This is a genomic window from Streptomyces sp. NPDC060205, from assembly GCF_042728395.1.
Taxonomy (GTDB): domain Bacteria; phylum Actinomycetota; class Actinomycetes; order Streptomycetales; family Streptomycetaceae; genus Streptomyces.
Genome location: NZ_JBHWZP010000023.1, coordinates 22050 through 41444 on the forward strand (window position 1 = coordinate 22050; position 19395 = coordinate 41444).

Annotated in this window: 16 protein-coding genes; 7 read left to right on the forward strand and 9 right to left on the reverse strand. The window is 72.9% G+C overall.

What is annotated here, in order from left to right; all coding sequences use genetic code 11:
• The first annotated feature begins 38 nt into the window (after positions 1–38).
• The gene (locus tag ACFWGJ_RS06500; protein WP_387321443.1) at positions 39–2237 is read left to right on the forward strand and encodes an MMPL family transporter; all 2199 of its coding nucleotides are present in this window, start codon (positions 39–41) and stop codon (positions 2235–2237) included.
• 48 nt (positions 2238–2285) lie between these two features.
• Here the strand turns inward: ACFWGJ_RS06500 and ACFWGJ_RS06505 are convergent, their stop codons facing one another.
• From ACFWGJ_RS06505 to ACFWGJ_RS06515, 3 genes are all read right to left on the reverse strand, one after another.
• Positions 2286–3032, reverse strand: a complete 747-nt coding sequence (locus ACFWGJ_RS06505) for a GntR family transcriptional regulator (protein WP_387321444.1) — start codon at positions 3030–3032, stop codon at positions 2286–2288.
• Positions 3033–3211: 179 nt separating this feature from the next.
• Entirely contained in the window at positions 3212–4366 is a 1155-nt protein-coding gene (locus tag ACFWGJ_RS06510; RefSeq protein WP_387321445.1) for a serine hydrolase domain-containing protein, read from the reverse strand.
• 246 nt (positions 4367–4612) lie between these two features.
• A complete protein-coding gene (locus ACFWGJ_RS06515; RefSeq protein WP_387321446.1) occupies positions 4613–5581 on the reverse strand; it encodes an acetylxylan esterase in 969 nt (322 codons plus the stop codon).
• Between the two features lie 337 nt (positions 5582–5918).
• Between ACFWGJ_RS06515 and ACFWGJ_RS06520 the strand changes: the two genes are divergently transcribed.
• Complete coding sequence (locus tag ACFWGJ_RS06520) at positions 5919–7730, forward strand: GAF domain-containing protein (RefSeq protein ID WP_387321447.1); 1812 nt, start codon at positions 5919–5921, stop codon at positions 7728–7730.
• A 54-nt stretch (positions 7731–7784) separates the two neighbouring features.
• On the opposite strand, the gene ACFWGJ_RS06525 is transcribed toward ACFWGJ_RS06520, so the two are convergent.
• From ACFWGJ_RS06525 to ACFWGJ_RS06535, 3 genes are all read right to left on the reverse strand, one after another.
• Positions 7785–8483 (reverse strand): response regulator, encoded by a 699-nt coding sequence (locus tag ACFWGJ_RS06525; protein WP_387321448.1) that lies wholly within the window; start codon positions 8481–8483, stop codon positions 7785–7787.
• A 90-nt stretch (positions 8484–8573) separates the two neighbouring features.
• Complete coding sequence (locus tag ACFWGJ_RS06530; protein ID WP_387321449.1) at positions 8574–9038, reverse strand: Crp/Fnr family transcriptional regulator; 465 nt, start codon at positions 9036–9038, stop codon at positions 8574–8576.
• Between the two features lie 249 nt (positions 9039–9287).
• Positions 9288–9902 (reverse strand): hypothetical protein, encoded by a 615-nt coding sequence (locus tag ACFWGJ_RS06535; RefSeq protein ID WP_387321450.1) that lies wholly within the window; start codon positions 9900–9902, stop codon positions 9288–9290.
• A gap of 380 nt (positions 9903–10282) precedes the next feature.
• Here ACFWGJ_RS06535 and ACFWGJ_RS06540 point away from each other — a divergent pair, with 380 nt between their 5' ends.
• Entirely contained in the window at positions 10283–12709 is a 2427-nt protein-coding gene (locus tag ACFWGJ_RS06540; protein WP_387321451.1) for a phosphoketolase, read from the forward strand.
• A gap of 114 nt (positions 12710–12823) precedes the next feature.
• The gene (locus tag ACFWGJ_RS06545; RefSeq protein ID WP_387321452.1) at positions 12824–13816 is read left to right on the forward strand and encodes a universal stress protein; all 993 of its coding nucleotides are present in this window, start codon (positions 12824–12826) and stop codon (positions 13814–13816) included.
• 64 nt (positions 13817–13880) lie between these two features.
• Here the strand turns inward: ACFWGJ_RS06545 and ACFWGJ_RS06550 are convergent, their stop codons facing one another.
• Together ACFWGJ_RS06550 and ACFWGJ_RS06555 are read right to left on the reverse strand one after the other, a co-directional pair.
• Complete coding sequence (locus ACFWGJ_RS06550; protein WP_387321467.1) at positions 13881–14639, reverse strand: ferredoxin reductase; 759 nt, start codon at positions 14637–14639, stop codon at positions 13881–13883.
• A gap of 82 nt (positions 14640–14721) precedes the next feature.
• Positions 14722–15327, reverse strand: coding sequence for a sulfite oxidase-like oxidoreductase (locus tag ACFWGJ_RS06555; RefSeq protein WP_387321453.1), 606 nt, complete (start codon positions 15325–15327; stop codon positions 14722–14724).
• 242 nt (positions 15328–15569) lie between these two features.
• On the opposite strand from ACFWGJ_RS06555, the gene ACFWGJ_RS06560 reads away from it, so the two are divergent.
• Both ACFWGJ_RS06560 and ACFWGJ_RS06565 read left to right on the forward strand, forming a co-directional pair.
• On the forward strand, positions 15570–16490 hold the full coding sequence (locus ACFWGJ_RS06560; RefSeq protein WP_387321468.1) for a zinc-binding alcohol dehydrogenase family protein: 921 nt from the start codon (positions 15570–15572) through the stop codon (positions 16488–16490).
• Entirely contained in the window at positions 16487–17215 is a 729-nt protein-coding gene (locus tag ACFWGJ_RS06565; RefSeq protein WP_387321454.1) for a GNAT family N-acetyltransferase, read from the forward strand. Before ACFWGJ_RS06560 ends, ACFWGJ_RS06565 begins: the two co-directional genes overlap by 4 nt.
• 84 nt (positions 17216–17299) lie before the next feature.
• On the opposite strand, the gene ACFWGJ_RS06570 is transcribed toward ACFWGJ_RS06565, so the two are convergent.
• Complete coding sequence (locus ACFWGJ_RS06570) at positions 17300–17692, reverse strand: MarR family winged helix-turn-helix transcriptional regulator (protein WP_387321469.1); 393 nt, start codon at positions 17690–17692, stop codon at positions 17300–17302.
• 304 nt (positions 17693–17996) lie between these two features.
• On the opposite strand from ACFWGJ_RS06570, the gene ACFWGJ_RS06575 reads away from it, so the two are divergent.
• A complete protein-coding gene (locus tag ACFWGJ_RS06575; RefSeq protein ID WP_387321455.1) occupies positions 17997–18836 on the forward strand; it encodes a putative protein N(5)-glutamine methyltransferase in 840 nt (279 codons plus the stop codon).
• Positions 18837–19395 lie beyond the last annotated feature (559 nt).

Genomic DNA, 19395 nt, shown 5'->3' on the forward strand with positions numbered 1-19395 from the left:
TCCGACCGGGTCTGCGGGGAGAGGGAGGAAGACGGGTCATGGCGTCACGCCTGTACACCTGGGGACGATGGGCGGTGCGCCGCCGGGGCAGGGTGCTGGCCGTCTGGCTGCTGCTGCTCGCCGTCGTCGGAGGCCTCGGGATCACCCTGCACGGCAAGGTGAGCACCGAGTTCTCGGTGCCGGGGATCGAGTCCCAGAAGGCCCAGGAACTGCTGAAGGAGAAGTTCCCGGCCGCCGCCGGCGGGGTGGCCCGGGTCGTCTTCGCCGCCCCCGAGGGAGACACACTCGGTGACACCAGGGCCGAGGCCGCTCTCACCGCGAGCCTGAAGAAGGCCGCCGAGGTGCCCGGCGTCGTCAACGTCTCCGACCCGGCCGGAACCGGCACGGTCTCGCGGGACGGACGCATCGGCTACTCCGACGTGATGTTCCGCCAGGCGGCCGACAGCGTGCCCCAGACGTCCAAGGACGCCCTGTCGGACGCGATGGACCAGGCCCGGGACGCCGGGCTCGAAGTCGAGTTCGGCGGCTCGGCGATGCAGCCCCAGACCGAGGTCGGCGGCCCGGCGGAGATCGTGGGCGTCGTCATCGCCTTCGCCGTCCTGGCCCTGGCGCTCGGCTCACTGATCGCGGCCGGACTCCCGCTGCTGACCGCCGTCGTGGGGGTCGCGATCGGCGTGCTGGGCGTCCAGTTCGTCTCCCGCTTCGTGGAGATGACCAGCACCGCCACCGTGCTCGCCCTCATGATCGGCCTGGCGGTGGGCATCGACTACGCCCTGTTCATCCTCTCCCGCCACCGGGAGCAGCTCGCCGACCCCGACACGGACGTCGAGGACTCCATCGCACGGGCCGTGGCCACCGCGGGCGGCGCGGTCGTCTTCGCCGGAGCGACCGTCATCATCGCGCTCTCCGCGCTGGCGGTCACCGGTATCCCGTTCCTCACGATCATGGGCCTGGCCGCCGCCGTGACCGTCCTGCTCGCCGTGCTCATCGCCATCAGCCTGGTGCCCGCGGTGCTGGGCATGTTCGGCGAGCGCCTGCGCCCGCGCCCCCGCCGCTCCGAGCGCCCCGCCGGCTCCTGGGCCCTGGGCTGGGCCCGGCTGGTCACCGGCAAGCCCGTGATCGTCCTGCTGGTGGGTGTGGTGGGCCTCCTCGCGCTCGCCCTGCCCGCCCGCGACCTGCGCCTCGGCCTGCCCGGATATGCCTCCCAGCCCGTCGAGAGCACCCAGCACAAGAGCTACGACCTGCTGAGCGAGGGCTTCGGGGTCGGCTTCAACGCGACCGTGACCGCCGTCGTCGACACCAGCGGCATCCCGGCCGCCGACCGCACCGACACACTCACCCGGCTGCGTACGAGCCTGGCCGGTGACGCCGGAGTGGCCGCCGTCGCCGAGCCGGTGACCAACCCGGACTCCAGTCTCGCGGTCGTCGCGGTCGTACCGAAGACCGGCCCGGACGCCCAGGCCACCACGGACCTGGTGCACCGGCTGCGGGACAACGCGCCCAGCATCGACAAGGCGGGCGGCACCCTCTACATCGCCGGCGCCACCGCCGCGGCCATCGACGTCGCGGGCAAACTGTCCGACGCCCTGCCGCTGTTCATCGCCATCATCGTGATCCTGGCGCTGATCCTGCTGACCATCGCCTTCCGGTCCCTGCTCGTCCCGCTCAAGGCCGCCCTCGGATTCCTGCTGTCGGTCGCCGCGTCCCTCGGCGCCACCGTGTGGGTCTTCCAGAGCGGTCACCTGAACGGCGTGCTCGACATCCCGTCCGCCGGACCCGTCACCAGCTTCCTCCCCGTCCTGCTCATCGGCGTCCTCTTCGGGCTGGCCATGGACTACGAGGTCTTCCTGGTCAGCCGGATGCGCGAGCACTACGAGCGGACGGGCAGCGCCTCCGAGGCCATCGTCCACGGCGTGGCGCGCAGCGGCCGGGTGGTCAGCGCCGCCGCACTGATCATGGTCGCGGTCTTCGGCGGCTTCGTCTTCAACCACGACCCGATCATCAAGTCCATCGGTTTCGCCCTGTCCTTCGGCGTCCTCGTCGACGCGTTCGTGGTCCGGATGACGCTCGTCCCGGCCGTCATGGCCCTCATCGGCCGCCGCGCCTGGGGACTGCCCGGCTGGCTCGACCGCGTCACGCCCGACGTGGACATCGAGGGTGCCAAGCTGCCGCAGCGCGCCCCGGCCGGACAGGAGGACGAGCACCGCGAATCGGTCGGCGCTCCCGGCTCCCGCTGACCGCCGCCCCCGCCGGCCGGAGACCGCACGCAGTTCTCCGGCCGGCCGTCACGACCCGTGCGGCTCCGCGACGGCCGGGAGCGTGAACTCGTAGACCAGTGCGTCCTGCTCGGCGTCCACCACCAGATCGGTGATCTCCAAGGGGCGGGCGTACTGGTCGTGCACCCGCCGCGTCACCCGCACCGAGGCCGCCTCGCCGGGCCCGGTGATGGAATCGCGGTGGTGCAGGGTCAGCCCCGCCCGGCGCATCCAGTCGTACACGCGCCGCAGCTGCGCCGACGACCTGCCGTCGGCGCGGTCGCGGTAGCGGGCGAGTTCCTCGACCTCCGAGAGCGCGACCGCCGAGAACGACGTCACCGCGGTCCGCCGCCCGTGCCCGTCCGGCGCGGCGGATTCGTACCGGTGCACCAGCGTCGGCCGCCACGGGGCCAGTCCCAGCGCCTTTGCGTGCTCCGCCGGGGGAGTCTCCCAGGCCACCGTGGCCCGGTCGACCGCGCGGGACGGGGTCGTGTCGGCGCCGAGCGGAAAGCCGAGCGACGGGAGGTGTCCGACCGGCAGGCCGGGCAGCTTCGCATGGGTGCCGCGCCGGTCGGTGGAGACCAGGCCGTCCCGGCGAAGGATGTCCAGGGCCTGCCGGACGGTCTCCCGGCTGGCTCCGAAGTGCGCCGCCAACTGCCGCTCACCCGGCAGCCGTTCGCCGGGCGGGACGGAACCGTCGCGCAGGGCCCCGAGCAACTCCGAGGCGATCCGCGCGTACAGCGGCTGAGGGTCATCGTGCGTGGTGCTGCGGGCCATGTCCGCGCTCCCCTTGTGACAAGACGTAGCCGTGCGGGCGGTGGACCCGCGCCCCGCGGCCCTGGTCATGGGGCCGGAGGACGCGGTTCCTCGTGAGCGACCATCTCTAGCATTGGTCTAAACCATGCTGGAAGTGCGTCCCGGCGGATCGGCCGATTTCAGCCCGTCCGGCTTCGCCCTCAGAGCGCGCCGTAGAGGGCGTCGACGAGCGCCGTCTTGCGCGGGTCGTCGGCGATGTGCGGACCCATCCGGTTCATGACGTACCCCAGCGACACACCCGCCTCGGGGTCGGCCAGACCGCAGGAACCGCCGAAGCCGTCGTGCCCGACGGCCCGGGGGTTGGGGCCGTAGGACTGCTGGGAGCCGCTGAGCCAGACGCCGAGCCCGATCTCCGTCTCCCTTCCGAGGCCGGCACCGAGCACCAGGTCGCGGCAGACGCCCTGTCCCTCCCGGACCCGCTCGGCGGCCTCGGGGGACAGGACGCGATGGGCCCCGTACGAGCCCCGGCCCGCGAGGATCCCGTACAGCGCGGCGACCGCACGGGCCGTGCCGTGCCCGTTGGCCGCCGGGATCTCCGCGGCCCGCCATGCCGCCGTGTTGGCCTCGGGCGCGCCCGCCGCCGGGTTCGTGAGCGCGGCCAGCGCCACCGGCGGCAACTGGCTGAAGATCGCCGCCTGCTCGCTGGGCTCGGCGGTCGGCGGATGCACCAGTTCGGCCGCACGCCTCGCTTCCTCCTGCGGCAGCCCGATGCCGAAGTCGATGCCGAGCGGCCCCGTCACCTCGCGCCGCAGGAACGCGCCCGGCAGCAACCCCGAGACGCGGCGCACCACTTCACCCACCAGGAAGCCGTACGTCAGCGCGTGGTAGCCCGACACCGTCCCCGGCTCCCACCAGGGTTCCGTCGCCGCGAGCCGCTTCGTGGTCAGCTCCCAGTCGAAGAGCTGCTCCACGGAGTGCGGCTCGCGCAGCCCGGCGAGTCCCGCCCGGTGGGACAGCAGATGCCGTACGAGCACCGACTCCTTGCCCGCCGCCGCGAACTCCGGCCAGTACGCCGCCACCGGGGCGTCCAGGTCGAGCAGTCCGCGATCGGCCAGGATGTGCGCGCACAGCGCGGTCGGCCCCTTCGAGGTCGACCACACGTTGACGAGCGTGTCCCGTTCCCAGGCACGCGTTGCAACCGCGTCGGCCCAGCCGCCCCAGAGGTCGACGACGGTCTCACCGTCCACCGTGACGGCCACCGCCGCGCCGAGCTCCGCCCGGTCACGGAAGTTCTCCTCGAACGCGTTGCGCACACCCTCGAAACGAGCATCGCAGTACCCCTGCACCACAACCATGACCCCTCCGTCACCCATAGCCCCACCACACCGCAACATACCGACTGGTCGGACAGCACGAAAGCCCCCGTCGCGGGCCGACCCGCCAAGGGGCGCGGGGATCGTCGCACCCAGCCACGACGGACCCGCACGGGCAGCCCACCCTTCACCCCCACCTCCTAAGGGGCGCGGGGAACTGCGCGACCAGCCACGACGCACCCGCAGACACCCGACAACGCCGACGCCCCCCCGGGGCAACAACCCCGCTCAGAAATACGCCGGCAGCCAAGCCAACTTGACCGCCTCCTGATAAGGCCCCCCACCTTCGTGGTCGTTGAAGTCGTACACCTCGATCCCCTTGTCGACATGCCCCCACGCATTGAACGCAGCGAACACAGTCGACGGCGGACACGTCTGATCCTCCAGCGCCGCGGAGAACAGCGCAGGAGCCCGCCCCCGCCCAGCGAAGTGCACCCCGTCGAAGTACGACAGCGTGCGCAGCACCGTCTCGGTCCGCCCCCGATGCGTCTTGAGGTAGTTCCCGATCTCCCGGTACGGATCCCGGTCCGTCAGCCGCGTCGCGCGCGGGTAGTCGCACAGGAACGGCACATCGGGCGCGACCGCCACGAGGTCCGGCACCAGCCCGCCCACCGCGATCGAGATACCGCCCCCCTGACTCGTACCGACGACCGCGGTCCGCGAGGCGTCGACCAGCGGATGCGAGCGCGCGGCCTCCACGGCCCGTACCCCGTCGGTGAACACCCGCCGGTAGTAGTAGTTCTCGGGAGCGTCGATGCCCCGCGTCATGAACCCGGGATACGCGGGCACGCTGCCCACCGGATCGGGCGTGTCACCGCCCCCGCCCCACGCGCCGCCCTGCCCCCGCGTGTCCATCACGAAGTGCGCGAACCCCGCCGAGGCCCACAGCAGATGCGTGTGGGAGAGACCGCGTCCGCCGCCGTACCCGATGAACTCCACGACCGCGGGCAGCGGCGCGTCCGCCCCGGCCGGCAGGATCAGCCAGCCCCGCACCGGGTGACCGCCGAACCCGGCGAACGTGACGTCGTACACCGTGACGTTCCGCAGATGCGTCTCGACCGGCTCGAAGCGGGCGGCGAGGTCGTGCTCGCGCGCCTCCGCCAGCGTCTTTCCCCAGAAGGCGTCGAAGTCCTCGGGCTCCACGGAGGCGCTGCGATATTCCCGCAGCTGATCGAGAGGGAGGTCGAACAAGGCCATGGAGGACCGCCTTTGCTACGCGGGTGGGTGCGGATGATCCACACCGTACGGGTGGTGTCCGAGGGCCGCCAGGCCATGTCCGCGGACGGGCCCGGGACGAGTGGCCCAACTGCGCGATGTCACCGCGTCCTTCACCGGTTACGGTGAAGGACCGGGGGACGACGTCTCGTCGGCCCCCGATGTGGAGGGGCACATGGGCGGGGGCGGACACGGGAGCGGTAAGGGCGGCCACGGTGACGTAGCCCGTGAAGAAGGCGGCCGGGAAGAAGGCGGCCGTCGAGATGACAGCTGTCGAGAAGGCGGCCGTCGAGAAGGCGGCGGCGGAGTACGGGAGCAGGTGCCGAAGCTGCGCCTCGACGAACTGCTCGACGAACTCCAGGGACGTATCGAAACCGTCCGCGGCACCCGGGACCGGCTCCAGGGACTCCTCGAAGCCGTCCTGTCCGTGGGCCGCGAACTGGACCTCGCACAGGTGCTGCGCCGGATCGTCGAGTCCGCGATCGTGCTGGTCGACGCGGAGTACGGCGCGCTCGGCGTCATCGGACAGCAGCGCCAGCTGGACCAGTTCGTGCCCGTGGGCATCGGCGACGAGCAGTGGGCGCTGATCGGCGAACTGCCCTCCGGACACGGTCTGCTCGGTGAACTCATCCGGCACCCCGAGCCGCTGCGGCTCGCCGAACTCTCCGGCCACCCGGCGTCCTCCGGCTTTCCGCCCCACCACCCGCCGATGCACACCTTTCTCGGCGTACCGATCAGCGTCCGCGACGCGGTCTTCGGCAATCTCTACCTCACAGAGAAGCGCGGCGGCGGCGAGTTCGACGCGGAGGACGAGGCAGTCCTGTCGACGCTGGCCGTGGCGGCCGGCGTGGCCATCGAGAACGCCCGCCTCTACGAACAGGTCAGACTGCGGGAGCGCTGGCTGGCGGCCGGCGCGGAGATCACCAGCGAACTGCTCTCGAACGTGCCCCAGGAACAGGTCCTCGAAGTGATGCTGGAGCGCGCCCGGGAGATCACCGCGGCCGACCTCGGCGTCGTCGACCTGACCGTGGAGGGCACCGGCGATCTGCGCGGAGCACTGGCGCGCGGCCGGCGGGCCGAGAGTCATCTGGGCCTGCTGCTGCCGCGCGAGGGCACCTTCGCGGGCGCCGCGCTCACGGCGGGCACACTCGTCACCACGACGGACGTGGCCAAGGACAAGAGGATCACCTACGGACCCGACCGCTGGGACGGACTGGGTCCTGCCGTGGCCGTGCCGCTGGGCACGAACGACGGACTGCGCGGCGTCCTGGTGCTGGCCCGTGGCGCGGGCCGCCCGCCGTTCACCGAGCGGGAGGCCATGTCGCTCCTCAACTTCGCGGGCCAGGCCGCGCTGGCCATGGAGCTCGCGGACCGGCGCCGCGACGCCGAGCAGATGAGCCTGCTGGAGGACCGTGACCGCATCGCCCGGGACCTGCACGACCTCGCGATCCAGCGGCTGTTCGCGACGGGCATGACCCTGCAGAGCGCGCAGCGTTTCGTCCAGCATCCGCAGGCCGCCGAGCGGCTGGGCCGGGCGGTCGACGACCTCGACACCACCATCAAGATCATCAGGTCCACCATCTTCGGCCTGCGCTCCCACGAGACCGCTGCCGTGGGACTGCGGGTGCGGGTGGTGCGCGCCCTGGAGGAAGCGGCGGCGGTTCTCGGCTTCACTCCGTCCCTGCGGATGGAGGGGCTGCTCGACGTCGACGTACCCGGTGAGGTCGCCGAGGACGCCGTGGCCGTGGTGGGCGAGGCACTGACCAACATCGCCCGGCACGCGAGGGCCACCGCGGTGGACGTCGCCCTCGTCGTGCGTGACGGCCGCCTGACGCTCACCGTCGCCGACGACGGCACGGGAATGCCGACGGGCGGCGACGGCCGCCGCAGTGGCCTGCGCAACCTCGCGGAGCGGGCCCGACGCCGGGGCGGCGAACTGGTGCTGACCAGCCGTCAGGGTGACGAAGGAAGCGGCGACGGCGGTGGCGGCGGCGAGGACATCGACGGAGGCGACGGAGGCGGCAGTGGCGACGGGGGTGGCAGCGACGGCGGGGGCGGCCGCGGCGGCAGTGGCGGCAATGGCGACAGTGGTACGAGGCTGACGTGGCGGGTGCCGTTGGACACCCACTGACCGCCCGAGGTGCCGAAAGCTGTCGCCGTCATGTAGCGGGCGCGTGCTCCGAACTCACCGTTCGTCGATCCGGCGAGGGGGCGGCAGCCGCGCCGCGAGCACCGCCGCCTGGATGCGCCGTTCCACGCCCAGCTTGGCCAGCAGCCGCGAGATGCCGTTCTTGACGGTCTTCTCGGAGAGGTGGAGCCGCTGCCCGATCTGCCGGTTGGTGAGCCCCTCGCCGATGAGGACGAGGAACTCGCGCTCGCGCTCCGTGAGGCCCGCCGGCCGTGCGTCGTCGGGGGCCGCGGTGTCGCCCGCGGGGGCCCGCAGGGTGTTCATGAGCCGGCCGGTGGTCGCCGGATCGAGCATCGACTGCCCCGCCCCGACCGTGCGGACCGCCGAGATCAGATCGGAGCCCTTGATCTGCTTGAGGACGTATCCGGCCGCCCCCGCCATGATCGCGTCCAGCAGCGCGTCGTCGTCATCGAAGGACGTCAGCATCAGACAGGCCACCGAGGGCATCCGGGAACGCAGTTCGCGGCAGACGGTGATGCCGTCGCTGTCGGGCAGCCGGACGTCCAGGATCGCCACGTCGGGCCGCAGCGCCGGTCCGCGCACCAGCGCCTGTGCGCCGGTGGCGGCCTCCCCGACGACTTCCATGTCGGGCTCGGCGTCCAGCAGGTCGTGCAGTCCCCGGCGCACTACCTCGTGGTCGTCGAGAAGGAAGATCCGGACCGGTGCGCTGCCGGGCACGTTCTGACGGTCGGCCATGACCACGACTCCCTGAACGCTGGGCTGCCCCGGTCGAGCGTCGCGCACCGGGCGGGACGCCGACAGGGCCGAACGGTCCCCTCCGGAGGCTCAGCGGGGAACGCCGCTGCCGTGGGGGGCGTACAGGTCGAGCAGTCGCGTGCGCGCGGCGTGCAGACGCCGGGCGAGCACCCGTCCGACCCACTGCCCGACCGCCGTGCCGAGGACGGTGTCGGACTGGCACATCAGACGCACGGTCGACGCGTCCAGCTCGTACGCATCGACCGCGGACACCGCCTCAGCGCCCAGCTGCCACACGTAGGGCGGGAACAGCCAGGACCAGCCGACGAGTTCACCGTGGCCGAGGGTGTCGATGACGGGGGAGCCGCGGCCGGGGACGCGCAGGTCCAGGGCCACGGATCCGGTGCGCACGATCCAGAAGTGGTCGGCCCGCCCTCCTTCCTCGAAGATGCGTGTGCCCGGTGCGAACGACACCTCCCGCGCGAGTCGCATCAGGCGGTGCGTCTGCTCGGCGGGCAGGGCCTCGGACAGTCGGGGAGTGGAGGTTGCGAGCATGCGGGTCCCCTTTCTGGAGTGCCGCGAACATCGCGTCGGGACACCTCCAGGGTCCCGGGCGCCGCCCTCCTGGGACAGGGACCAACTGGTCCCGACCGGGGCCGACCGGTCCCGTTCCGGGGCTGGTGGGCCGGGGAGCCGTGGACGGCCGGCCCGCTTCTGTCGCCACCCGGCCGGCCCGCACCTTCCCCCAGGGCCCCGCCCGTCCCGCCCGTTCCGTCCGCCCGTCCGGTCAGCCCGTCCCGTCCGTCAGGCCCGGTCCCGTGCCCATTCGGGCCCCGTACGGGCCCACTCCCGTTCCCACTCGGCCAGTCGGCGGCGTGCGGCGACCCGGCGTACCAGGGCGTGCAGGGCGAGTACGCCGGCCGCGGCCACCGCCGCCGCACAGGCGCCCACCGCCAGCGTGTGCTGCCAGACCACCGTGCCGCTCGTCGGAGCCGGCACGATCCGGTCCTGGCGGTCCAGCCAGATGTACGTGTGGTCGCCGGCCCGGGCTCCGGAGGGCACCCGGGTCTCGCCCGTACGCGCCCGCTCGCCGGGCTCGGTCCAGCGGACACTCACCCGCTGCACCGGCCGCCGGTCCCCTTCCCCGGCGGGCGCGGAGGCGTGCGACCCCTCGACGATCGTCGCGAGCACCCGATGGCGTTCGGCCCGCTGCTCCACCGCCGTGGACCGCGCCCCGTCGTACGCCCACCAGCCCGCCGCCAGCCCGGCCAGCGGCGCACCGGCCCACAGCACGACGGAGACGACCAGCGCGGTCCACGCCTCCACCACGTCCGTACGGCGGCACAGCGGATTGTGCCGCCAACGCCGCCCGATCACCCGCGCCCGCTTCTCGCTCGCCCGCTGTTGCCGCGTCCGCATGTCCCGCCTCCTCAGCACCCGCAGCCGTGCCGCGCCGCCCGAGTCACCGCCGTACACCGTGCGTGTGCCCCGTGTAGGCCGAACGGACCCTCTCAGGGGCCGGTTTGCCACTCCCGCCCGCTCGGCGGTCGGTGCGAACGTCACGATGGCGCCCGTAGCGGGCCCGCCACCGGACATCACGGTCACCGCCCGGAGCGGGGGCGGCGCACGCGAACGGCCGAACAACCCGTCCTTCCACGACTGATCGGCGCCCCGTGTGGAACCCGCGTCCCATCCCCTCGAATCCGTCGTAACTCCCCGCACCCCCAGCACCCCCAGCACCCCCAGCACCCCCGGAACCCTCGGAACCCTCGGAACCCTCGGAACAGGAGTCCCTCACCATGGCCAAGGACCGCATGGCGGCGCTCGACGCGCACTGGCGTGCCGCGAACTACCTGGCCGTCGGTCAGATCTACCTCCTCGGCAACCCGCTGCTGACCGAGCCGCTCAAGCCCGAACACATCAAGCCGCGGCTGCTCGGGCACTGGGGCACCTCACCCGGCCTCAACCTGGTGCACACCCATCTCAACCGTGTCGTCGTCGAGCGTGACCTCGACACGATCTGTGTGTGGGGCCCCGGCCACGGCGGCCCCGCGGTCCTCGCGAACTCCTGGCTCGAAGGCAGTTACACCCAGACGTACCCGGACATCACCCGGGACGCGGCAGGGATGGAACGCCTCTTCCGGCAGTTCTCCTTTCCCGGCGGAGTCCCCAGCCATGTCGCCCCCGAGACACCGGGCTCCCTCCACGAGGGCGGCGAGCTGGGCTACTCGCTCGCCCACGCCTACGGGGCCGCCTTCGACAACCCGGACCTGCTGGTCACCTGTGTGATCGGGGACGGCGAGGCCGAGACGGGACCCCTCGCCGGCTCCTGGCACTCGAACAAGTTCCTCGACCCGGTGCACGACGGGGCAGTCCTGCCCGTCCTGCACCTCAACGGCTACAAGATCGCCAACCCCACCGTGCTCGCCCGGCTGCCGCGCGCCGAACTCGACGAACTCCTGCGGGGCTACGGACACGAACCCATCCATGTGTCCGGAGACGACCCCCGCCGCGTCCACCGGGAGCTCGCGAAGGCGATGGACCAGGCACTGGACCGTATCGCCGAGATCCAGCGGGAGGCCCGCGGCGGGAGGACCGGCCAGGGCGGCAAGGGGCAGGGCGGCAGGGCACAGAGCGGCAGGGGCCGTGGCGGCACGAGCGGGGGCGCGGCGGGCGGCCGTCCCCGCTGGCCCATGATCGTCCTGCGGACCCCGAAGGGCTGGACCGGCCCGGCGGAGGTCGACGGGGATCCGGTCGAGGGCACCTGGCGCTCCCACCAGGTCCCGCTCGCCGGGGTCCGCGAGAACCCCGAGCACCTGCGGCAACTGGAGGCCTGGCTGCGCTCGTACCGCCCCGAGGAACTCTTCGACGCCGAGGGGCGGCCCACCCGCCTCGTTCTCGACGGGGTGCCCGAGGGCGACCGCCGCCTCGGCGCGAACCCGCACACCAACGGCGGCCTGCTGCTGACCTCGCTGCCCATGCCGGACCTGGACGACTTCGCCGTCCCCGTGGACAAGCCCGGCGCGAGCACCCACGAGCCCACCCGGGTCCTCGGCAGCCTGCTCGCCCGCGTCATGGCCGACACGGCCGAGCAGCGGAACTTCCGTGTCGTGGGCCCCGACGAGACCGAGTCCAACCGCCTGGGCGCGCTGTACGAGGCGACCGGCAAGGCCTGGCAGGCCGAGACCCTCGACACCGACGAACACCTCGCCCGCGACGGCCGCGTGGTGGAGATCCTGTCCGAACACCTCTGCCAGGGCTGGCTGGAGGGCTACCTCCTGACCGGACGGCACGGTCTGTTCTCGTCGTACGAGGCGTTCGTGCACATCGTCGACTCCATGGTCAACCAGCACATCAAGTGGCTCAAGACCTCGCGGGGGCTGCCGTGGCGGGCACCGCTCGCCTCCCTCAACTACCTGCTGACCTCGCACGTCTGGCGCCAGGACCACAACGGCTTCTCCCACCAGGACCCGGGCTTCGTCGACCACGTGCTCAACAAGAGCCCGGAGGTCGTACGGGTCTATCTGCCGCCGGACGCCAACACCCTGCTGTCCGTGGCGGACCACGCGCTGCGCAGCCGCGACCACGTGAACGTGATCGTCGCCGGGAAGCAGCCCTGCTTCGACTGGCTGTCCATGGAGCAGGCCCGCGCCCACTGCGCCCGGGGCGCGGGCATCTGGGAGTGGGCCGGCACGGAGAACGGGAGCCGCGAACCGGACGTGGTGCTGGCCTGCGCCGGAGACGTACCCACCCAGGAGGTGCTCGCCGCCGCCTCCCTGTTGCGCACCCATCTGCCCGACCTGGCGGTCCGGGTCGTCAACGTCGTCGACATCGCCCGGCTGATGCCGCAGGGCGAGCACCCGCACGGGATGCCCGACAGCGAGTACGACGCCCTGTTCACCGCGGACAAGCCGGTGATCTTCGCTTACCACGGCTATCCCTGGCTGATCCACCGGCTGGCCTACCGGCGCACCGGCCACGCCAACCTCCATGTGCGCGGCTACAAGGAGTCGGGCACCACCACGACCCCCTTCGACATGGTCGTCCGCAACAGCCTCGACCGGTACCGCCTGGTCATGGACGTCATCGACCGCGTCCCGGGCCTGGCCGTGCGCGCCGCCGCCGTACGCCAGCGGATGTCCGACGTGCACACGCGGCACGAGGCGTGGATCCGCGAACACGGCACCGACCTGCCCGAGGTCGCCGAGTGGACGTGGTCCGGCTGACGGGGACGCGTAGACGAAAAGACGCATAGACGCATAGACGCATAGAGGCATGGACGCAACGGCACGCGTGAGGAACCGGGAAGGGCCCGCACCATGAGAAAGGACATCCGAACCGTGACCGTGGGAGTCGACGGCTCCCGCGCCGGGCTCGACGCCGCCGACTGGGCGGCCCGCGAGGCCGAGCGCCGCCGGCTCACCCTGCGGCTGCTGCACGCGACCGGCGAACCCACCGCGTCCGCGCCCCTGCCCGGGGTCGGTCATGGGCCGGCGCCCGCAGCCGAGGCCGCGCCCGCACCCGGATCCGTGCCCCGCCCTCAGGCACGCGGGGCACGCATCCGGCCGGTCCCCGAGCCGTCGGCGGCCTCGGCGCGCGAGCCGCGGCGCGGCCTCCTGGACCGGGCCGCCGTGCACCTCTCCTATGCGCACCCGACGTTGCGGATCGCCGCCCGCCGGACCGACACCCCCGCCCTTCCGGCGCTGCTCGAAGCCGCCACGGAGTCCGAGACGGTGGTTCTCGGCTCACGCGGCTTCAGCGGGTTCACCGGATTCCTGGTCGGCTCGGTCGCGCTCGCCGTCGCCGCGGGCGCCGCCTGCCCGGTGGTGCTCGTGCGCGCGGGCGACCTGCCCCGGGACGAGCGGGTACCGGCCGGCGCGGGCGACGACACCGCCGCGCCCGCCCGGACCCCGTACCTGCCGGTGGTCCTGGGACTCGACGTGGCGGCACCGGCCGACGAACTCATCGGCTACGCCTTCGACGCGGCCGGTGTCCGGGCCGCGCCCCTGCACGTCGTGCACACCTGGACGCTGCCGTCCCTGCACGAAGACGGTGTCGGCGCGAGGGCGCCCGGTGACCCGGCCGCGCAGCAGGACGCAAGGGAGTCTTCCCTGACGGCGGTCCTGGGACCGTGGCGCCACAAGTTCCCGGAGACCGAGGTCGTGGAGGAGGTGGTGTACGGGCACGTCGGCCACCATCTCCTGAAGGCGTCGACGAGGGCGGGGCTGCTGGTCGTCGGCCGCTCCGCGGCGGACGGGGGCGGCCTGGGCCGGGCGGCGCACTCCCTGCTCCACCGCTCCACGTGCCCGATCGCCGTGGTCCCTCACGACTGACGGCCCCGGGGCCACGGGCCGGTGAAGGGCGGGTCCGCACGCCGACCGCCGGGCCACGGGGCGGTCAGCCGAAGCGTTCGATCCGGATACGGTCCACCGGCTGGCCCGCGTCCACCAGCAGCCGCGAGGCGTGCTCGGCGAACCCGTTCGAGCCGCACACATAGGCTTCCCACCCACCATCGGGCCCGTCGGCCAGGAGCCGCGCCACATGTGCGGCCGCCACACGGCCCACGGCCACACCCTCCGGGGCGCTGCGCGTGAACACCGTGGTCGTCTCGGGTCCGTACTCCGACGCGTAGATCAGCTCCTCCGGACTGCGGGCCGACACCAGCAGCCGCAGGGGCACCGTCAGGTTCCGCGCACGGTGGTGGCGGACCATCGACATCAGCGGTACGACACCGGAGCCCGCGCCGATGAGCAGGGCGGGCCGGTCGCCGGGCCAGGCGAAGAACCCGCTGAGCGGTCCGCGCAGCTCGACCTCGTCGCCGGGCTTGGCGACCGTGTGGAACCAGCCGGACACCTCCCCGCCGTCGACGTGGTCGAGGGTGAGCTCGACGTGTCCGTCGTCGTCGGGGGGCGAGGCGATCGAGTAGTGCCGCTGGGCGACGTAACCGTCCTCGGCCCGCAGCCGGAGCATCAGATGCTGGCCGGGCAGATGCCCCGCCCACGCGGGCACGGCGAACCGGAAGGTCGCCGCGTGCGGTGTCTCCCGGCGGATCTCGGTGAGGGTGGCGCGCTGCCAGGTGGCCGCGGCGCGGTTGCTCACGGCGATCCGGCCGGGAACAGCGAAGCGTGTCGCGGGCGCGGCGTCCGTCGAGGACAGGGAGGTCGTCGAGGACAAGGAGGCTGTCGAGGACAGGGAGGTCGTCGAGGACAAGGAGGCTGTCGAGGACAGGGAGGTCGTCTCAGTCACCGGAGTAGCGCTGCTCTTCCCAGGGGTTGCCGCGGTGGTGGTAGCCGTTCTGCTCCCAGAAACCCGGCTCGTCGTGGTCGAGGAGCCGGATGCCGGCGATCCACTTGGCGCTCTTCCAGAAGTACAGGTGCGGCACGATCAGCCGCGCCGGTCCGCCGTGCTCGGCGGGCAGCGGCTTGCCCCCGTACTCCCAGACGATCCAGGCCCGTCCGCCGGTCAGATCGGCGAGCGGCAGGTTCGTGGTGTAGCCCGTGTGCGAGTAGGCGACCGCGTGGGTGGCCTCGGCGGTCGGGCGGGCGAGATCGAGGAACGAGTCGAGCGACACTCCCGCGAACCGCACGCCGAACTTCGACCAGCTCGTCACGCAGTGGATGTCGCCCTCGTAGGCGGACGGCGGCAGCGCGTGCGCCTCGTCCCAGGACCAGGTGCGTTCCTCGGCGACCAGCCCGTCGACGGTGAACGTCCACTGCGAGGTCGCCAGCTCCGGCGTGACCTCCGCGGACAGGACGGGCCAGTCGTCGCGGGCGTCGTACTGGCCGGGCGGCAGTCCGTCGTTGCGGACGCGCGGACGCCCGGCGAAGCCCCGGGTGACGTTCATCGGGTCACGTTCATGCGAGTGGTGCCTCCAGGCCGGCCGGACGGCGGCCCTTGATCGTTGCGTACGCCCTCCACGGTACCGGGCCCGCCGACAGCACCCCACCGGGGATCATTGCCGCCGTATGAACACTCGCCGGGTCCGGCGGTTCCCGGGAATAGCCGCACCCGCGATCTCCCTTGCCGATAGTGGCCGCCAGGAGCCGGCCAGTGCCCTCATCGGCGTGAAGGAGAGTGACGGAGCAGATGCCCAAGGCGTACGTCTTCACCCAGTACGGCGGTCCGGAGACCGAGGCCCTCGTCGAACAGGACCGGCCGTCGCCCGGGCCCGGCCAGCTGCTGGTCGCCGTCCGGGCGGCGGGCGTCAACCCCGTCGACTGGAAGCAGCGCACCGGCTACCAGCGGCCAGGACAGCAGCGGCGCGAACTGCCCGCCGTCCTCGGCAACGAGGCCGCCGGTGTCGTCGAGGAGATCGGTGAGGGCGTCACGGGCTTCGCGGTCGGCGACGAGGTCTTCGGCAACCCCGTGGCCGGCGGCTACGCCCAGTACGCGCTGTTCCCCGTGGCCGTGACCGCGCACAAGCCCGCCGGCGTTTCCTTCACCGACGCGGCCGCCCTGCCCGTCGCGGCGGCCACCGCCTACGACGGAGTACGCCAGCTCGCCCTGCCGACGGGCGCGACCCTCCTGGTCACGGGCGTGGGCGGCGGCGTGGGCGTCGCGGTCGCCCAGATCGCGCGCGCCGACGGACTGAACGTCATCGGCGTGGCGAGCGCCGGGAAGAAGGACCTGGTCGAGTCGCTCGGCGCCGCGCACGTGCCCTCCGGCCCCGGCTTCGCCGAGGGCGTCCGGGCCCTGGCGCCCGACGGCGTGGACGCGGTGTACGACCTCGTGGGTGGCGAGGTCCTGGAGGCCGCGGCCGAGCTGGTGAAGGACCGCGCCAAGCTGATCACCGCGGGCGGCAAGGACATCGTGGAGGGCCTCGGCGGCTCACCCGTCGTACGGGCCCGTACCGCCGCCGTGCTCGACGAGGTGGTCCGGCTCGTCGTCGACGGCAGGCTCGACCCCCTGGTGACGCGGACGTTCCCCCTCGAAGAGGCCGCCGAGGCGCTGCGTACCGTCGAAGAGGGCCACGCCCGCGGCAAGGTCGTGATCGAGGTCGCGGAATGAGCGCCACGCCCCACATCCTGGACAACCCCGCACGGGCGTCGCTGTCCGGTCCGCACGCCCACTTCGCCGAACGCCGCGGCCGGGTGCTGCGCTATCCCGCCGACGTGTCGCCCTGGCTCGCGCTGCCCGACGACCCCGGCGCCGACGACTGGGCCGACGTCGCGGCGCTCGCCGGGCCGGGCAACGAGATCGCGCTGCCCGGTTTCCGCGGGGAGATCCCGGAAGGCTGGGAGATCACGTTCCGCGGGGAGGGCGTGCAGTTCGTCGACGACGGCCTGGCCGCTGCGCCCGACCCGGAGGCGGTACGGCTGGGCCCCGCCGACGTACCGGAGATGCTGGCCCTCGTGGAGCGGACCAGACCGGGCCCGTTCCTGCCGCGCACGGTCGAACTCGGCACCTACCTCGGCATACGCCGGGACGGGGCCCTGGTCGCCATGGCGGGGGAGCGGTTGCATCCGCCCGGCTGGACGGAGATCAGCGCGGTCTGCACCGACGCCGCCGTCCGCGGCCAGGGCCTGGCGACCCGGCTGACCCTGGCGGTCGCGCACGGCATACGCGCCCGGGGCGAGACCCCGTTCCTGCACACCGCAGCGGACAACACCAACGCCCTCCGGCTCTACGAGTCACTGGGCTTCCGGCTGCGGCGCAGGACGAGGTTCCTGGCGGCGCGGGTGCCGGAGCGGCCCGAGCGGCTGGAGGACGGGCGAGTGGTGGCGGTCGGCTGAGGGGCGCCGAGCCGGGGGCGGGGCCCGGGGCCGCGTGCTCGGGCGCCGCTCAGCCGCTCACGGGCAGGCCGCCCGGGCACGCGTTCACGTCGGGCCCGGGCCCGCCGCGTTGTACCGCAGCAGATAGCCCGCGAACCGTCGCAGATCCTCCTCGGGCCAGCCCGCCAGCCGCTCACGGAAGGCCACCCGGCGGCTCGCGGTCACCTGGGCGAGGATCTCCCTCCCGGCCGCCGTGAGGTGGAGCACCTGGACGCGCTGGTCCTGCGGATCGGACCGCCGCTCGATCAGTCCGGCTCCTTCGAGGGCCGACACCTGGCGGCTGACCGTGGACTTGTCGAGGGCGTAGTGCGCGGCGAGATCGGTGGCGCGGCAGCCGCCGCGCTCCTCCAGATGACCGAGCAGCGTGTACGAGACCAGGGACAGCTCCGGGTGCAGCCGGCCGGCGGAGGCCCGAGCGCGGCGGGCGAAGGCCGTCATCTCGTGGTGGATCGTCTCGATGGCGACCTCGGCTGCGGTCACGTCGGCTGCGGTCACTGGTCTGCCCCTTCTCGGATGGTTGCACGCTACAACCACTAATTGCATGGGGCAATCGGAAGGCCGGCGTGTAATGTTGCCGTCCGGCTGAGAACCGCTCCAGCCGTGCCCGACCAAGGAGGTGAGCCCCATTACCGCTGTGTCAGCTCGGGTGCTCCCGCCTTGTGGCCTCGTCGGCAACAGGTGACCTAGGCCCTGCCGGCCTCGGAGAGCGCCCTTCGGTTTCCCGAAAGGCTCCTCGGCTTCCATGCCACCTTCCTACGTCCATGTCGTCACCGCGCTCCGCTCCGCGGGCTGTGTCTTCGCGGAGGACGAAGCACGACTCATCCTCACCGCCGCCCGTACGCCGGCCGAACTCACCGCCATGGTGGACCGCCGGGCCGCGGGCCGGCCGCTGGAACACGTCCTGGGCTGGGCCGAGTTCAGCGGTCTGCGGATCGCGGTGGAACCCGGCGTCTTCGTGCCGCGCCGACGCACCGAGTTCCTGATCGGGCAGGCCGTCGGGCTCGCCCGCGCCCTCGCCTCCGAGGCGCCCGTCGTGGTGGACCTGTGCTGCGGCTCGGGTGCGGTGGGGGCGGCGCTCGTGGCGTCGCTTCCCGGCGCGGAGCTGCATGCCGCGGACATCGACCCCGTGGCCGTGCGCTGCGCGCGCCGCAACGTCGGCGGACGCGGCCGGGTCTACGAGGGCGACCTCTTCGGTCCGCTGCCGCGCGAACTGCGCGGGCGGGTCGGGGTCCTGGCCGCGAACGTGCCGTACGTGCCCACCGGTGAGGTGGGGCTCCTGCCGCCGGAGGCCCGCGACCATGAACCGCTGGTCGCGCTCGACGGGGGAGGGGACGGGCTCGACGTCCTGCGCCGCGTGCTCGCGGAGGCGCCGGGGTGGCTGGCGCCCGGGGGGAGCCTGCTCGTCGAGACGAGCGAACGGCAGGTGGGGCTCGCCGTCGAGCTCTTCACGGCGGCGGGGCTGGTGCCGCGCGTGAAGGTCTCGGAGGAGCTGCACGCGCACGTGGTGGTGGGCCGCCGCGGGCTCCCCGACACCGCGGAACGGCCCCGAGTCCGGGCCCGTCGTGAGGGCTCGCGCCCCTGAAACCCCCACGGGGGGCCGCGCCACGGACTGCGTGTGCGGCTCCGTCGTGGCTGGCCGCGCAGTTCCCCGCGCCCCTAAAAAGCGCGACCCGCGCCACGAAGGGACGCGAGGAACGGCGCGCCCAACCACAACGCTCGCGCAGGGCAATCGCACCTGTGCCCCCACCCCCCAAGGGGCGCGGGGAACGGCGCGCCCAACCACGACGCTCCCGCACGTCAAATCGCACCTGCGCCCCCACCCCCTAGGGGGCGCGGGGAACGGCGCGGCCAACCACGACGTTCCCGCAGGTCAAATCGCACCTGTGCCCCCACCCCCCCCCAAGGGGCGCGGGGAACGGCGCGAGCAACCACGACGTTCCCGCACGTCGGATCGGCCGCAAGCCCCCACCCCCCAAGGGGCGCGGGGAACTGCGCGACCAGCCCTCACGGACCCGCACCCGCAAACGAACCCCGACACGACAGGGCACCCCCCCGAGAGGTTCTCGTCACACTGCGGCCCATCCTTTTGCAACTAGTTGCACAAACGGCCGGACGTCGTCTACAACCATGGGGACGACGCC

Bases quoted from the DNA above. Each gene is read 5' to 3' on its own strand.
- ACFWGJ_RS06540 (WP_387321451.1), top strand. From the start codon at position 10,283: ATGGCCAAGGACCGCATGGCGGCGCTCGACGCGCACTGGCGTGCCGCG.
- ACFWGJ_RS06510 (WP_387321445.1), bottom strand. From the start codon at position 4,366: ATGGTTGTGGTGCAGGGGTACTGCGATGCTCGTTTCGAGGGTGTGCGC.
- ACFWGJ_RS06525 (WP_387321448.1), bottom strand. From the start codon at position 8,483: ATGGCCGACCGTCAGAACGTGCCCGGCAGCGCACCGGTCCGGATCTTC.
- ACFWGJ_RS06535 (WP_387321450.1), bottom strand. From the start codon at position 9,902: ATGCGGACGCGGCAACAGCGGGCGAGCGAGAAGCGGGCGCGGGTGATC.
- ACFWGJ_RS06500 (WP_387321443.1), top strand. From the start codon at position 39: ATGGCGTCACGCCTGTACACCTGGGGACGATGGGCGGTGCGCCGCCGG.
- ACFWGJ_RS06555 (WP_387321453.1), bottom strand. From the start codon at position 15,327: ATGAACGTCACCCGGGGCTTCGCCGGGCGTCCGCGCGTCCGCAACGAC.
- ACFWGJ_RS06575 (WP_387321455.1), top strand. From the start codon at position 17,997: ATGCCACCTTCCTACGTCCATGTCGTCACCGCGCTCCGCTCCGCGGGC.
- ACFWGJ_RS06570 (WP_387321469.1), bottom strand. From the start codon at position 17,692: ATGACGGCCTTCGCCCGCCGCGCTCGGGCCTCCGCCGGCCGGCTGCAC.
- ACFWGJ_RS06505 (WP_387321444.1), bottom strand. From the start codon at position 3,032: ATGGCCCGCAGCACCACGCACGATGACCCTCAGCCGCTGTACGCGCGG.
- ACFWGJ_RS06560 (WP_387321468.1), top strand. From the start codon at position 15,570: ATGCCCAAGGCGTACGTCTTCACCCAGTACGGCGGTCCGGAGACCGAG.
- ACFWGJ_RS06530 (WP_387321449.1), bottom strand. From the start codon at position 9,038: ATGCTCGCAACCTCCACTCCCCGACTGTCCGAGGCCCTGCCCGCCGAG.
- ACFWGJ_RS06565 (WP_387321454.1), top strand. From the start codon at position 16,487: ATGAGCGCCACGCCCCACATCCTGGACAACCCCGCACGGGCGTCGCTG.
- ACFWGJ_RS06515 (WP_387321446.1), bottom strand. From the start codon at position 5,581: ATGGCCTTGTTCGACCTCCCTCTCGATCAGCTGCGGGAATATCGCAGC.